Annotated in this window: 11 protein-coding genes and 1 other annotated feature; of the genes, 10 read left to right on the top strand and 1 reads right to left on the bottom strand. The window is 47.7% G+C overall.

The genetic code is table 11. The features are described 5' to 3' along the window. Positions 1-149: 149 nt before the first annotated feature. The 3 genes from MHH57_RS16110 to MHH57_RS16100 all read left to right on the top strand — a co-directional run bounded on the left by MHH57_RS16110 (position 150) and on the right by MHH57_RS16100 (position 4,810). Positions 150-659: a DivIVA domain-containing protein gene (locus MHH57_RS16110; protein WP_023989434.1), complete on the top strand. Its 510-nt coding sequence runs from the start codon at positions 150-152 to the stop codon at positions 657-659. Positions 660-826: 167 nt separating this feature from the next. Further along, positions 827-1,108 (top strand) — a binding site (T-box leader). A 79-nt stretch (positions 1,109-1,187) separates the two neighbouring features. After that, complete coding sequence (gene ileS, locus MHH57_RS16105; protein ID WP_342434300.1) at positions 1,188-4,277, top strand: isoleucine--tRNA ligase; 3,090 nt, start codon at positions 1,188-1,190, stop codon at positions 4,275-4,277. 185 nt (positions 4,278-4,462) lie between these two features. After that, the gene (locus MHH57_RS16100) at positions 4,463-4,810 is read left to right on the top strand and encodes a DUF5665 domain-containing protein (protein WP_029517740.1); all 348 of its coding nucleotides are present in this window, start codon (positions 4,463-4,465) and stop codon (positions 4,808-4,810) included. Between the two features lie 22 nt (positions 4,811-4,832). On the opposite strand, the gene MHH57_RS16095 is transcribed toward MHH57_RS16100, so the two are convergent. Next, positions 4,833-5,567: a TraR/DksA C4-type zinc finger protein gene (locus tag MHH57_RS16095; RefSeq protein ID WP_342434299.1), complete on the bottom strand. Its 735-nt coding sequence runs from the start codon at positions 5,565-5,567 to the stop codon at positions 4,833-4,835. Between the two features lie 235 nt (positions 5,568-5,802). Between MHH57_RS16095 and lspA the strand changes: the two genes are divergently transcribed. The 7 genes from lspA to carB all read left to right on the top strand — a co-directional run bounded on the left by lspA (position 5,803) and on the right by carB (position 15,046). Next, positions 5,803-6,294, top strand: a complete 492-nt coding sequence (gene lspA / locus MHH57_RS16090; RefSeq protein ID WP_023989430.1) for a signal peptidase II — start codon at positions 5,803-5,805, stop codon at positions 6,292-6,294. A 1-nt stretch (position 6,295) separates the two neighbouring features. Then, a complete protein-coding gene (locus MHH57_RS16085) occupies positions 6,296-7,267 on the top strand; it encodes an RluA family pseudouridine synthase (RefSeq protein ID WP_342434298.1) in 972 nt (323 codons plus the stop codon). 504 nt (positions 7,268-7,771) lie between these two features. Beyond that, positions 7,772-8,338 (top strand): bifunctional pyr operon transcriptional regulator/uracil phosphoribosyltransferase PyrR, encoded by a 567-nt coding sequence (gene pyrR, locus MHH57_RS16080; protein WP_029517736.1) that lies wholly within the window; start codon positions 7,772-7,774, stop codon positions 8,336-8,338. Further along, positions 8,335-9,249 (top strand): aspartate carbamoyltransferase catalytic subunit, encoded by a 915-nt coding sequence (locus MHH57_RS16075; protein ID WP_023989427.1) that lies wholly within the window; start codon positions 8,335-8,337, stop codon positions 9,247-9,249. The genes pyrR and MHH57_RS16075 overlap by 4 nt, the downstream gene beginning before the upstream one ends. A gap of 59 nt (positions 9,250-9,308) precedes the next feature. Continuing rightward, a complete protein-coding gene (locus tag MHH57_RS16070; RefSeq protein ID WP_029517735.1) occupies positions 9,309-10,631 on the top strand; it encodes a dihydroorotase in 1,323 nt (440 codons plus the stop codon). A gap of 61 nt (positions 10,632-10,692) precedes the next feature. Then, positions 10,693-11,829 (top strand): glutamine-hydrolyzing carbamoyl-phosphate synthase small subunit, encoded by a 1,137-nt coding sequence (gene carA, locus MHH57_RS16065; RefSeq protein WP_069010289.1) that lies wholly within the window; start codon positions 10,693-10,695, stop codon positions 11,827-11,829. A 1-nt stretch (position 11,830) separates the two neighbouring features. Continuing rightward, complete coding sequence (gene carB, locus MHH57_RS16060) at positions 11,831-15,046, top strand: carbamoyl-phosphate synthase large subunit (RefSeq protein ID WP_029517733.1); 3,216 nt, start codon at positions 11,831-11,833, stop codon at positions 15,044-15,046. Positions 15,047-15,074: the final 28 nt, after the last annotated feature.

Raw genomic sequence — 15,074 nt, 5'->3', positions numbered from 1 at the left:
TCTGTCGAAAGAATTAAGCTATAGCGAAGAACTGGAACGATTTTGCTCTGTACAGTATTCACAAAACGGGGTATGATGACCGATAGATGATAGTGAGCGTCGTGACGCGGAAAATGTATTTTTTGTCAATCTTATAGGAGGTGGACGGCATGCCATTAACGCCATTGGATATACATAACAAGGAATTTGCCCGCCGGCTTCGCGGTTATGATGAGGATCAGGTTAATGAATTTTTGGATCAGGTGATCAAAGATTACGAGGGCGTTATTCGTGAAAATAAAGAACTGAGCACCGAGTTGTTGAACGTACAGGAGAAGCTCGATCATTTCGCGACTATTGAGGATACGCTGAGTAAGACGATTATCGTAGCGCAGGAAGCCGCAGATGAAGTTCGTAACAACGCCAAGAAAGAATCCCAACTGATCGTGAAGGAAGCGGAAAAAAATGCGGACCGTATTGTGAACGAAGCATTGTCCAAATCCCGCAAGATCGCGTTGGAGGTTGAAGAGCTGAAGAAGCAGGCATCGATTTACCGAGCACGGTTTCGTACACTGGTGGAAGCACAGCTTGACTTGTTAAGCCAAGACGGCTGGGAAGCTCTTGAAAACCGGGAACGCGAAGTACTGGAGCGCGAGCGTGAGATGAAAGAAATTTACTAATTTCATTTCTGACAAGCTTTTATTAGACGTTGTTAGGGTTGACTTTTCACTTTAAACAGGCTATAACTGTAAATACTATACTGAATTCAACGATTGTCCGTCCGTCGGCTGATGGTTGTTATTCAAGGCAACGATGTTGCTGTTTAATATTCGATGAATTTAACATGTTTAATTCGTTGATGGGAACTAGTACGTCATGATTTGTCCCTCAGAGAGTTGGCCTTCCGGTGCAAGCCAACGTTCAGAACATGACCGAAGATCCTCCCGGAGAAGTGAGCTGAAGCGCTTAAGATGTATGGCGTGTGTAAGCAATCACCGTTTGCCATGCGTTATAATGGCGCCCTGCTGTAGTTGAGTGGGGCTCAGAGAGCCGTGATGAGACTGTATTTTTAGAATGGTCTATTTTTACGGAATCAGGGTGGTAACGCGAGCACAGTCTCGTCCCTTTACAGGGATGGGGCTTTTTTTGTTGCTTTTTTTAGGAAATGCTAGGGAAATCAATGATGAGCAGAGAGGGAGTATGACAGTATGAACAGAGTGGATGTTAAAGAAAAAGCACGGTCCCGTGACCTGCGCATCCTGAGCAAATGGAAGCAGGAGGACACATTCCGTAAATCCATTACAAATCGTGAAGGAAAGCCAAATTTTGTGTTCTATGAGGGCCCACCAACAGCTAACGGTAAACCGCATATCGGTCACGTGCTGGGCCGTGTAATTAAGGATTTTGTGGGCCGCTATCAGACAATGAAGGGATACCGCGTCGTACGTAAGGCAGGCTGGGACACGCATGGCTTGCCGGTAGAATTAGGTGTACAGAAGCAACTGGGGATCTCCCATAAACCTGAAATTGAAGAATACGGCGTTGAAAAGTTTATAAAAAAATGTAAGGCGAGCGTGTTTGAATACGAGCAACAATGGCGTGATCTAACCGAAGCGATCGGATACTGGACAGACCTCGATAACCCGTACATTACATTGGATAATAACTATATCGAGAGCGTATGGAACATTTTGGCGACCATTCATGAAAAAGATCTGCTGTATCGTGGTCATCGTGTGAGTCCGTATTGTCCGGATTGTCAGACAACGCTTAGTTCTCATGAAGTAGCGCAGGGCTACAAAGATGTAAAGGATCTGAGTGCCACGGCCAAATTCAAGCTGCATAGCAGTGGTGAATATGTACTGGCTTGGACGACAACACCCTGGACCTTGCCGAGTCACGTGGCGCTTGCCGTCAACCCTGAACTGGAATATGCACGTGTGAAGCAGGAAGACGGTGTATACATCGTTGCTAAAAATCTGGTTGAAGACGTCATTAAAGGCGAGCATGAAGTGATTGGCACGCTATCTGGTTCAGAACTGGTTGGCCAAACCTATACCCCGCCATTTACGTATTTTCAGGTTGAGAAGGGTAATCAGATTCTGGGTGCGAAGTTCGTAACAGATTCCAGCGGTACAGGTATTGTTCATATGGCTCCAGCGCATGGTGAGGATGATTACCGGGTATGTCGTGAAAATGGTGTTGAGTTTATCAACGTGGTGGATCTTCAAGGTAACTATGTAGAGGAAATCACTGATTTTGCAGGCCGTTTTGTGAAAGACTGTGATATAGATATTGTTAAAATGCTGTCCGAAAAAGGCCTGCTGTACAGCAAGGAAAAATACGAGCATAGCTATCCGTTCTGCTGGCGTTGCGATACTCCATTATTGTACTATGCTATGGACAGCTGGTTTATCAAAACAACTGCGATCAAGGATCAACTGATTGCCAACAACAGCGAAGTCGAATGGTATCCGGGTCATGTACGTGAAGGACGTTTTGGCAAGTTTTTGGAGGAACTGGTGGATTGGAACATCAGTCGTGATCGCTATTGGGGTACACCGCTAAACATCTGGGTTTGTGAGGAAACTGGAGAACAGTTTGCTCCGCATAGTATTGCTGAATTGAGGGAACGTGCGATTGGCGACGTACCAGCGGACATCGAGCTGCACAAACCATATGTAGATGATATTAAGGTTCGTAGCCAATGCGGTAAATACGAAATGACTCGTACACCGGAAGTGATCGACGTATGGTTTGATAGCGGCTCCATGCCGTTTGCACAGCATCATTATCCTTTTGAAAATAATGAAACGTTTGAGCAGCAATTTCCGGCAGATATGATCTGTGAAGGAATTGACCAGACTCGTGGCTGGTTCTATAGCTTGCTTGCGGTTTCGACTATGCTGACTGGCAAAGCTCCTTATAAAGCTGTCATGGCGACAGGCCATGTACTGGATGAGCAAGGGCAGAAAATGTCCAAATCAAAGGGTAATGTTATTGATCCGTGGGAAGTGATTGACGAGTATGGTACAGATGCTTTCCGCTGGGCATTGTTGTCCGATAGTGCACCATGGAATAGCAAACGTTTTTCCAAAGGAATCGTAGGTGAGGCTAAATCGAAGCTGGTAGATACGCTTGTGAATACACATGCTTTTCTGACCTTATATGCGGATATCGACGGATTTGATCCGGCACAGCACCCGTTCAAACCATCGGCTCATAAGTTGGATCGCTGGATTTTGTCCCGTCTGAACAGCCTGATTTTGGTAGTGGACAAAGCGCTGGCTGTAAATGACTTCCTGAACTCATCCAAAGCAATTGAGTCGTTTGTGGATGAGCTGAGCAACTGGTATATCCGTCGTTCACGCGACCGATTCTGGGGCAATGGTCTTACAGAAGATAAGCTGGATGCATACCGTACACTGACTGAAGTGCTGTTAACGACTGCCAAACTGCTTGCGCCGTTTACACCACTGCTTGCAGAGGATATTTACCTCAACCTGAGTAACGGGGAAAGTGTTCATCTGGATGATTATCCGACTGCCAATGAATCCTTGATCGATCTGGAATTGGAACGAGATATGGAAACGGCACGTCGTGTTGTCGAATTGGCGCGTAACGTCCGCAACGAAACGGGTTTGAAAACGCGTCAACCGTTGTCCGAGTTGATTCTATCCATGGATCAAGATTTTGAACTGAGTGGCTATGAGGATATCATCAAAGATGAGATTAACGTGAAGCATATTCATGTTGAGACGGACGATAGCGGCTTTGTAGATTTTACACTGAAACTGAATTTGAAAGTAGCAGGCAAGAAATACGGCAAAAATGTCGGTTTCCTACAAAACTTTTTCAAAGGAATGTCTGCTGAGGATACCCGTACTGTTGTAGAACAGGGAATGTTAAATGTCGCTTCTCCAGAAGGTGAAGAGCTACAAGTTACAGCTGAAGAATTGCTGGTAGAGAAAAAAGCGAAAGAAGGCTTCGCTTCTGCTTCCGGTTATGGCTTAACGGTAGCGTTGAACACGGACATTACACCGGAGCTGGAGCAAGAGGGCTGGGTACGTGAAGTGGTTCGTGCGGTACAGGATTACCGTAAAAAACTGGATCTGCCGATTGAAAAGTATGTGGCATTGACGTTGGATGTAGATAACGAGCTGCGCCAGGCCATCGCAAGCTTCGACACTGTGTTGCGTGAGAACGTATTGGTTACGACTGTGACATTTGGTCAAGCCGAACCGGCAGAACATGTGGAAGTGAACGGTAAAACCATCGGCGTTCATATTGGGGAATAATTACAAGCCCCCTGTCCCATAATACAATAACAGGCAGCATATAAAAACGAGCCTAAGCATCGGAAACGGGTTTTCTCCGTTACGTGCTTCGGCTCGTTTGCTGCGTTCAGGGCAGCCATGGGAAAAGGGGGATTGTGCACATGACGGCACGATCAAGGCGTAGACAGAAGAGGAGTCTCCGAGGGATGAACGGAGAAGGAGCTGCCATAGCCACAGATAAAAGCAAAATAGGTAATCAGACAGAGCGATTAAGTCGTGTTGAAAAGCTGATACGTGCTGTCTCAGAGCAGATGGAACGGACACGTATTGCAGATTACGCTTTGCTGTTGAATAAGCCTTGGCGATTGCTCTGGCTAAATCTAATATCAGGCGTTTCCCGGGGAATCGGCATTGCGCTAGGTTTTACTTTTTTTGCCGCTACCATTATTTATGTGCTGCAAGTGCTCGGAGCGTTGAATTTGCCGATTATCGGTGATTATATCGCTGATATTGTACGGATCGTACAACGACAATTGGAGCTTACTACCTATTAGGAAGCGATTTCCACCTTGAAGTTCACGATTCGTCTTCGTGCGTATCCGGCTCCAGTAGACCTTCGCCCTCGCCATCTTCGATATAACGCTGATAAATGGAGCTGCGAATAACAGATACATTTTGTCCATAAATGTCAGTAGCAACAAAGCTTTCGTATGGTTCTACGAAGCCCATATTATCGTCGCCTGCTTCAATTTCCATATCATCATAACTGTGGATTTCTCCGCATTCGGCCATGGCTGGGGTGTTAGATGTACCCCAATTTTCGACGATCTGCCAGGCATCTTCACCGTCGAAGCCATTTTGATCATCACGCTCATCCAGACTCGTTCTGCCGAACGAGGGAGCGAGAAATTCTTCCTCCACTGGGCGGCGGTTAGACACTTCTGTTTCGGGACTGTACTCTTTGCAGTAAATGGTATAGGGAACAGCCAGTAGCCGTTCATAGGGAATAGGTTTACCGCTGGCGGCGCAAATGCCATAGGTCCCCTTGTCCATTGCCATCAAGGCTGATTTGATACGTTCCAATTGAAACTCATCATGCTCCAATAAGGAAATATCTTTGGCTCGCTCGTAGGTTTCGGTAGCCAGATCGCCTGGATGGTTATCAATGGGAGAAAGCTCACCGGTTTGATCGCGCTGTGAATCACCGAGTCCGTAATGGTCGTTGTTTTGCAAGCGATGCTCAATTTCCTTTTTGCGTTCCAGCAGTTCGTTACGCAGACCCTGCAATTGTTGCTCCGTCAATGGGGACATGGAATCATCTCCTTGTTCTAGGTTTCATGCGCATGCGTTGTGTCGAGTATGCTCCTTGTAGTTTGCACCGGGAAGACCTCTTTTACATAGGAAATTCTAATCAAATGCGAAGGAGTTTATTTTATGGATGGTCTGTGCTTGATAGCTTGCGGGTTTCGTGGACGATCTGAGAACGCTTATGCTACAATAAATGGGTTCAACAACGGATATAAGCGGATCGGAGTGACGAAGGACTGTGATTTATTTTGGTATTGCGCTAATAATTTTTTTGATTGATCAGGGAGTCAAATATTTGGTGGCTACACGAATGGAATTGTACGAACAAATACCAGTCATCGGCAATTTCTTTTTAATCACCTCCCATCGTAATCGTGGAGCCGCTTTTGGGATTTTGGAAGGTCAACGTTGGCTTTTTATCGTGATTACAATTGTAGTGGTGATTGGTATCGTCTGGTATCTGCGAAAAACAGTTAAGGCTGGACAAAAGCTACTTCCTGTTGCGCTAAGTTTAGTGCTGGGGGGAGCAGTCGGTAACTTTCTGGATCGAGCTATTTCAGGGGAAGTGGTTGATTTTGCGCAATTTAATTTTGGAAGCTATACGTTCCCCATTTTTAATGTGGCAGATTCGGCAATTGTCATCGGTGTAGCACTGATTATTTTGGATACATTGCTGGAATCGCGTCGGGAAAAGGGAAATGGCAATGATAGCATTGAAGGGAAGTCATAGCATGAGCGAAGTGAATGAAAACGGCGAAGCCGCAGGTCTGTCTTATGAGGACGAACTGGAGGGTGAATCTCTGGAATGGACGGCCGATTCCAGCGATGCCAAAACGCGTATAGACAAATATATCGCCGAAGAAATGAAGGAAGTGTCTCGTTCTCAGATACAGATGTGGATCGGAAATGGTCGCGTGCTGGTGAACGGTACGACGATTAAGGCGAACTACAAGCTGGCTGAAGGAGACCGGATTGTATTATCAGTACCGGAAGCAGAAAGTGTAGATATTGTTCCAGAGAATATTCCGTTGGATGTCGTTTACGAGGACTCGGACGTTATTGTTATTAACAAGCAACGTGGTCTGGTCGTGCATCCTGCACCGGGACACTCTGCAGGAACATTAGTTAACGCACTGATGTACCACTGTCACGATCTTTCGGGCATTAACGGGGAATTACGTCCTGGTATTGTTCACCGTATTGATAAGGATACATCAGGACTGCTGATGGCGGCTAAAAATGATCAGGCTCACGCATCACTTGCAGCACAGCTTAAGGATCATAGTGTAACTCGGAAATATATAGCCTTAGTTCACGGTCATTTGAGCCACGATCAGGGAACGGTAGATGCTCCGATTGGCCGTGATTCGGGTGATCGCAAATTGTTTACAGTGACGGAACGTAACAGCAAGCATGCCGTCACCCATTTTCTCGTCATTGAACGATTGGGGGATTATACCCTCCTTGAACTTCAATTGGAAACAGGACGAACACATCAAATTCGTGTTCACATGAAATTTATTGGACACCCATTGGTTGGTGACCCTATGTATGGGCGCAGCAAAGGGGTTCGTATGGATGGTCAGGCGCTGCATGCGGCGGTACTGGGCTTTAAGCACCCATCCACTGGAGAATACATGGAATTCAGCAGACCGATTCCTCCTGATATGGAGGATGTGTTAGCATCCTTGCGTAGTCGTTAAAACAATGGTGATTTGCATTCCTATTCACAAACCTGAATAAATTATTAAGTTAAACCGCCTAAATGGCGGTTTTTTTATTGTGAGACAAGGTATGGGTAAAAACAACTATGGATAATTATACAATGACATTGTATAATTATTAAAGTGCTTCCGGTGGTTCCGGTTGAACGGGTGTTGACACACGATTTTCAATCTGTCATACTTCTTGTAGTTGCGATGAACTTTGTCCAAGAGATGGCTAACCATCTCACACTATGAGAAGCAGGACAAAGGAAATCCTGAATAGCACCTTTAAATCAGTCCCGTGAGGCTGGCAAGGTAACGTGAATGGATCACTGATCAGTGCATCCGCTGCGGCGGTATGTCTTCAGTGTGTCCGAGAGATCGGAGAACAGTAGAAGACTGTTCACACGAGACTCCTTGCCAAACTTGGGCAAGGAGTCTTTTTTGTATCCGAACACGGGACCAGGTCTGAAGGGAACATCACCTGAGGAGGCTGGAAGCATGAGTAATGAAACACATGTACTGATGGATGAAATTGCGATTCGTCGGGCATTGACACGGATTGCACATGAAATTTTGGAGAAAAACAAAGGTATTGACGATTGTGTGCTAGTAGGTATTCGAACACGCGGAGTTCATCTGGCGCAACGCCTGGCTGAAAAAATTGCTGAGATTGAAGGCGCACCAATTCCATGGGGAGAGCTGGACGTCACAGCCTACCGGGATGACCGGAACAGCGTAGCCGAAGCTAAAGGAAATGGAAAAGAGCTTTTGATGAATCCTGCTGACGTATCGGTTCATGATAAGAAAGTCATTCTCTTTGACGATGTGCTGTACACAGGCCGCACCATCCGCGCGGCGATGGATGCATTGATGCACTGCGGACGACCGCAAATGATTCAGCTGGCAGTACTAGCGGATCGCGGACACCGTGAGCTTCCGATTCGTCCGGATTACATCGGCAAGAACATCCCGACCTCCAAATCTGAGGAAATCGTAGTAGCCCTTCAAGAGACGGACGGTAAGGACGAAGTGACAATCATTCAGAACCGGGGGGAACAGCTATGATCACCACAGCCAGTCAACTTAAAGAACGTAGCCTACTCGGGTTAAAGGAACTCAGCCGAAATGAAATCGAGTCCATTCTGGATCGCGCTCATTATTGGGAATCTCAACCAGAAAAACTGGTTCCAGTACTGCAATCACGCTTTGCGGCCAACATGTTTTTTGAAAACAGCACTCGTACCCGCTTTTCTTTTGAAATGGCAGAGAAGCGGCTGGGCGCTCAGGTTTTGAACTTTTCCGCTGCGGCTTCCAGTGTGGAAAAAGGGGAGTCCATTTACGATACAGTACGTACGCTCGAATCCATGGGCATTGATGCAGGAGTCATCCGGTTAAAGCCAGCCGGAGTGCTGCAAGAGCTCGCTGAGAAGGTCAGTGTCCCACTGGTTAATGCGGGGGACGGCAACAATGAGCATCCAACGCAGGCTCTGCTGGACCTGTACACCATGCGCAAAACTTTCGGTGAGCTTAAAGGCTTGAGAGTGTCCATCATAGGAGATATTCTGCACAGCCGTGTCGCTCGCTCGAATCTGTGGGCCTTGCAAAAATTCGGAGCCAAGGTAAGCTTCTGCGCTCCTGATAATATGCAAGCACCTGATCTTGCGGCCTACGCGCCTTATGTTCCGATGCAAGAGGCACTACAAGCGGACGTGGTCATGATGCTTCGGGTACAGCTGGAACGGCATGCCGAAGGGATGTTGCGCTCAGCGGATGAATACCGAGAGCAGTACGGTTTGACAGAGAAAAGAGCAGCGAACCTGAAGCCCGGAACGATTATCATGCATCCAGCTCCAGTGAATCGGAATGTGGAAATTGATAGTGCAGTTGTGGAAAGCGAACAATCGCGAATTTTTCCTCAAATGGCAAACGGGGTTCCGATCCGCATGGCGGTTATGGAACGGGCAATGAAGCTGTAGAAGCTGTCAGTAGGATCGTAGGGAAAAGTTGCAAAAAACTGAGCGGAGGAATATTTCAGATGAAACAATTAATTATGAATGCAAGCGTATTGAACGAGCAGGGCGAGGCTGAATTGAAATCCATCCTAATCGCCGACGGAAAGATTTTGGCTATCGCAAGTGCGGATGCTGGAATCAGCCTACTTATGGAAGAAGGCGCATCTGGGCAGGAGCGCGAAGTCGAGAAAGTTGACGCCCAGGGGAAGCTGGTCATCCCCGGTTTAATCGACATGCATGTGCATCTGAGAGAACCCGGCTTTGAATATAAAGAAACGATTGAAACGGGTAGCCGCGCGGCGGTGAAAGGCGGATTTACGACGATTGCCTGCATGCCAAATACACGTCCAGTGACGGACAATGTGGACACAGTTCAGCTGGTATTGAAAAAGGGACAGGAAGCGGGGCTAGCCAAGGTTCTTCCTTACGCAGCCATCACGAAAAACGAACTGGGTCGTGAGCTGACAGATTTTGAAGCGCTCAAAGCAGCAGGTGCCATCGGCTTTACTGACGATGGTGTCGGGGTGCAAAGCGCGCAAATGATGAAGGACGCCATGACGCGGGCCAAAGCACTGGATATGCCGGTTATTGCACACTGTGAGGATAACACACTTGTTGAAGGAGCGGCAGTGACGGACGGCGAATTTGCCAAGCGCCACGGGCTTAAAGGCATTCCGAACGAATCTGAAGCGATTCACGTCGGACGGGACATTTTACTATCCGAGGCAACCGGGGCACACTATCATGTATGCCATGTCAGCACGGAGCAGTCAGTGCGGTTAATCCGCCATGCGAAATCTTTTGGCATCAAGGTAACGGCTGAGGTATGCCCGCACCACTTGGTATTGTCAGATGAGGATATCCCTGGGCTGGATGCGAACTGGAAAATGAATCCTCCGCTACGCTCCCCGCGTGATGTGCAGGCATGCATCGAGGGACTGGAAGACGGTACGATTGACATCGTCGTAACCGACCATGCAGCGCACAGTGAGGAAGAGAAGGCAAGGGGGATGGAGCTGGCGCCATTCGGGATCGTTGGATTTGAGACGGCCTTCCCGCTGTTGTACACGAAATTCGTAGCTACCGGACAGTGGACGCTGGACTTTCTGGTGCGTCGTATGACTGCTGATCCAGCGCGTGTCTTCCGCCTTGATACGGGACGCCTGGAAGAAGGGGCTCCAGCTGACCTGACCATGATTGATCTGGAGCAGGAGCAGGCAGTTGATCCGCAAACGTTTGCCAGCAAAGGACGCAACACTCCTTTTACAGGCTGGAAGCTCAAAGGCTGGCCTGTGAAAACTTGGGTAGATGGCAAACTGGTATGGTCTGCTGACGAAGCAAAATAAATAGAAACCACTAAAAAAATAGAACCTTATAGCAGGAAACAATATAGAGGAGTGAGACGGGATGCAGGCAAGATTGTTACTTCAGGACGGCACGCTGTTTACAGGCACATCATTTGGTGCGGAAGGTGATAAAACAGGCGAGGTCGTTTTCAACACAGGGATTACAGGCTATCAAGAGGTGCTTACTGATCCCTCTTACTGCGGACAAATCGTAACGATGACTTACCCGCTGATTGGCAACTATGGAATTACTCGTGATGACTTTGAATCGGTACGGCCTTATGTCCATGGCTTTGCTGTTAGACATTACGAGCCAGCGCCAAGTAACTGGCGTGCTCAATACAGCGTGGGCGATTTGCTGAAGGAATATGGCATCATTGGCATTAGCGACATCGACACCCGCATGCTTACCCGGATTATTCGCCATCACGGTACGATGAAGGGCATTTTGACGACTGGTTCCCAGCCGCTGGAAGAACTGAAAGAAATGATGTCTGACTTGACCATTGAAGAACTGCGCAATCAGGTTCCTATGACTTCCACACCTCATCCGTACAGCAGTCCTGGCAACGGAGAGCGGATCGTATTGATTGACTACGGTGCAAAAAGCGGCATTTTGCGCGAACTGAATAAACGGGACTGCGATGTAGTTGTCGTTCCACATGATACGACGGCTGAGGAAATTCGTCGCTTGGACCCAGACGGTATCCAGCTGTCTAACGGCCCTGGAGATCCAAAAGACGTACCCTATGCCGTTCGTACGGTAGCTGAATTGTTAGGGGAATATCCGATTTTCGGAATTTGCTTGGGACACCAGTTGTTCGCTTTAGCTTCGGGAGCGGATACGGAAAAGCTGAAATTCGGACATCGCGGTGGTAACCATCCGGTGAAAGAACTGGAGAGCGGACGCTGCTTTATCACATCACAAAATCACGGCTACACGGTGAATGAGGATTCGATCCAAGGGACTGAGCTTGAAGTGACACATATTAATAACAACGATAAAACGATTGAAGGTCTAAAACATACCAAGTATCCCGCGTTTTCGGTGCAATATCATCCAGAGGCTGCACCAGGACCTTACGATAATGGCTATCTGTTTGATCGCTTTCTGGACATGATCCGTGAGCACAAAAGAAATCATCCAAAGCAACCGCGTCAGGCTGCTATCGCCGCCGCAGTGAGAGGAGAGCGCTAATATGCCGAAAAATACAGAACTTAAAAAAATACTCGTGATCGGTTCCGGTCCTATCGTCATTGGTCAGGCAGCAGAATTTGATTACGCTGGTACACAAGCTTGCCAAGCGCTCAAAGAAGAAGGCGTCGAGGTAGTACTGATCAACAGTAATCCGGCAACCATCATGACAGACACCAACATGGCAGACAAAGTATACATCGAGCCGATTACACTTGATTTTGTAACACAGATTATCCGTCAAGAGCGTCCAGATGGTCTGCTTCCTACGCTGGGAGGACAGACAGGTCTGAATATGGCAGTGGAACTGGCTCGCGCCGGAGTGCTGGAGCGTGAAAACGTTAAGCTACTGGGAACTCAACTGAATTCGATAGAAAAAGCCGAAGATCGTGATCTGTTCCGTGATTTGATGCGCGAGTTGGAACAACCTGTACCAGAGAGTGTCATTGTAACAACCTTGGAAGAATCTTTAGAATTTGCTAACGAAATCGGTTATCCAATTATCGTTCGCCCGGCTTATACGCTAGGGGGAACAGGTGGCGGTATCTGCTCCACAGAAGAAGAACTGCGTGAAACCGTCAGCTCTGGCTTGAGATACAGTCCAATCGGACAATGTTTGGTGGAAAAAAGTATTGCAGGCATGAAGGAAGTCGAGTATGAGGTCATGCGTGACGGCAATGATAACTGCATCGTTGTCTGTAATATGGAGAACTTTGATCCAGTCGGCGTGCATACTGGCGACAGTATCGTCGTAGCTCCGAGTCAGACGCTGTCAGATCGCGAATACCAGATGCTGCGCTCTGCTTCTCTGAAAATTATCCGCGCCCTCAATATCGAAGGCGGCTGTAATGTACAGTTTGCGCTTGATCCGCACAGCTATCAATACTATGTCATTGAAGTAAACCCACGCGTAAGTCGCTCCTCGGCACTGGCCTCCAAGGCAACCGGATATCCGATTGCTAAAATGGCTGCCAAAATTGCACTCGGCTACACGTTGGATGAAATTGTGAATCCGGTAACGGGACAGACGTATGCTTGCTTTGAGCCAACACTGGATTACATCGTGAGCAAAATACCACGCTGGCCATTTGACAAATTCATTTCTGCCAACCGCAAGCTGGGCACGCAAATGAAAGCAACGGGTGAAGTCATGGCCATCGGACGCACATTCGAAGAGTCCATCCAGAAAGCGGTACGGTCTTTGGAAATCGGTGTACACCGTCTGCATCTTAAGGGAGCCGATCAGCTGTCTGATGACGTGCTCAAGGATCGCTTGATTAAAGCAGATGATGAGCGTTTGTTCTTGGTAGCCGAGGCGTTCCGTCGCGGCTGGCAGCAGCAGGAGATTCAAGATTTGACGAAAATTGACTGGTGGTTCCTCGATAAGGTAGAGGGAATCATCAAGTTCGAAGCCATCATCGCTGGAGAAGCTGAGCTGACCTACGAAACACTCTATCAGGCCAAACGTAAAGGTTTTACCGACCGCTCGATCGCCGAGATTCGCAGTATGGGCCAAAACGACAGTATGACAACCGAGCGTGAGGTACGTGAATTCCGTCTAGCTCAAAACCTGCGTCCGGTCTACAAAATGGTAGATACGTGCGCAGCCGAGTTTGAAGCCACAACTCCGTACTACTACTCCTCTTACGAGGTGGAAAATGAAGTGATTCCATCTAGCAAAGAGAAAGTTATCGTACTCGGTTCCGGACCGATTCGGATCGGGCAAGGGATTGAATTTGATTACTCCACCGTACATGCGGTATGGGCTATTCAAAAAGCGGGCTACGAAGCAGTGATTATCAATAACAACCCGGAGACGGTATCTACGGACTTTAACACATCCGACCGCCTCTACTTTGAACCGCTCTTCTTCGAAGATGTAATGAATGTTATCGAGCAGGAAAAACCGATTGGGGTTATCGTCCAGTTCGGGGGTCAAACGGCCATTAATCTCGCAGCTCCACTGAGTGCGGCAGGCGTGAATATTTTGGGTACGAGTCTGGAAAGTATCGATGAAGCGGAAGACCGGAAGAAGTTTGAGCAACTTTTGTCTCGTCTGGCTATCGCACAGCCTAAAGGCAACACGGTCACATCAGTTGATGAAGCAGTAGGAACCGCACAGGCGCTGGGCTATCCAGTTCTGGTACGTCCATCCTACGTTCTGGGCGGACGCGCTATGGAAATCGTGTACTCAGATACGGAATTGCTGCGGTACATGGAAGAAGCGGTTAAAATCAATCCAGAGCATCCGGTGCTCATCGACCGTTATATGCTGGGTAAAGAAGTAGAGGTCGATGCCATCTGCGACGGCGAGACAGTATTGGTACCAGGCATTATGGAGCATGTGGAACGGGCCGGGGTTCACTCAGGTGACTCTATCGCGGTGTATCCACCACAGCACTTATCTGTCGAGTTGAAACAAAAAATTGTGGAAATTACAATCAGCATCGCTAAGGAATTGAAAACGATCGGTCTGGTAAATATCCAGTTTGTTATTCATCAAGACGAGGTGTACGTAATTGAGGTTAACCCTCGCTCCTCGCGGACGGTTCCTTTCTTGAGTAAAGTAACAAATATTCCAATGGCAAATCTGGCGACACAGGCTATTTTGGGCGGTAAGCTTAAAGATGCAGGTTATTCAGAAGGTCTATGGCCTGAAAGTAATTATGTCTCGGTTAAGGTTCCGGTATTCTCCTTTGCCAAACTGCGCCGTGTAGAGCCGACGCTGGGCCCGGAAATGAAATCGACAGGTGAAGTTATGGGACGCGATATTCAGTATGCCAAAGCACTGTACAAAGGACTTGTGGGAGCTGGTATGAAAATTCCATCCACTGGGGCGATCATCATTACAGTGGCAGATAAGGATAAAGAAGAAGCTGTCGAGTTGATGCAGGGCTTTTACAGACTGGGCTATAAAATTATTGCAACAGGTGGAACGGCGGCTGCTATGAAGCAGGCCAATATTCCAGTGAACACGATCAACAAACTGAGCGAAGGTAATCCGAACATCCTGGATATGATTCGCACGGGTGAAGCCAACTTTGTCTTCAATACGTTGACCAAAGGCAAAACGCCAGAGCGTGATGGATTCCGTATCCGCCGCGAAGCAGTTGAGAATGGCATTGTCTGCATGACCTCACTGGATACAGTACGCGCTTTGCTAAGAATGCTGGAAACGATCAATTTCACATCCGAATCCATGCCGGTCCTGAGCAAATAATGCGTTACGAATAGATGTGAGGAAATAA

Origin of the sequence: Paenibacillus sp. FSL H7-0442, assembly GCF_038593105.1 — a bacterium.
Classification (GTDB): Bacteria; Bacillota; Bacilli; order Paenibacillales; family Paenibacillaceae; genus Paenibacillus; species Paenibacillus polymyxa_D.
This window is presented reverse-complemented; position numbering and strand designations above follow the sequence as displayed.

Coding starts and splice junctions, on each gene's coding strand:
- MHH57_RS16095 (WP_342434299.1), bottom strand. CDS start 5,567: ATGTCCCCATTGACGGAGCAACAATTGCAGGGTCTGCGTAACGAACTG.
- pyrR (WP_029517736.1), top strand. CDS start 7,772: ATGAGTAATGAAACACATGTACTGATGGATGAAATTGCGATTCGTCGG.
- carB (WP_029517733.1), top strand. CDS start 11,831: ATGCCGAAAAATACAGAACTTAAAAAAATACTCGTGATCGGTTCCGGT.
- MHH57_RS16085 (WP_342434298.1), top strand. CDS start 6,296: ATGAGCGAAGTGAATGAAAACGGCGAAGCCGCAGGTCTGTCTTATGAG.
- MHH57_RS16070 (WP_029517735.1), top strand. CDS start 9,309: ATGAAACAATTAATTATGAATGCAAGCGTATTGAACGAGCAGGGCGAG.
- MHH57_RS16075 (WP_023989427.1), top strand. CDS start 8,335: ATGATCACCACAGCCAGTCAACTTAAAGAACGTAGCCTACTCGGGTTA.
- ileS (WP_342434300.1), top strand. CDS start 1,188: ATGAACAGAGTGGATGTTAAAGAAAAAGCACGGTCCCGTGACCTGCGC.
- MHH57_RS16110 (WP_023989434.1), top strand. CDS start 150: ATGCCATTAACGCCATTGGATATACATAACAAGGAATTTGCCCGCCGG.
- MHH57_RS16100 (WP_029517740.1), top strand. CDS start 4,463: ATGAACGGAGAAGGAGCTGCCATAGCCACAGATAAAAGCAAAATAGGT.
- carA (WP_069010289.1), top strand. CDS start 10,693: ATGCAGGCAAGATTGTTACTTCAGGACGGCACGCTGTTTACAGGCACA.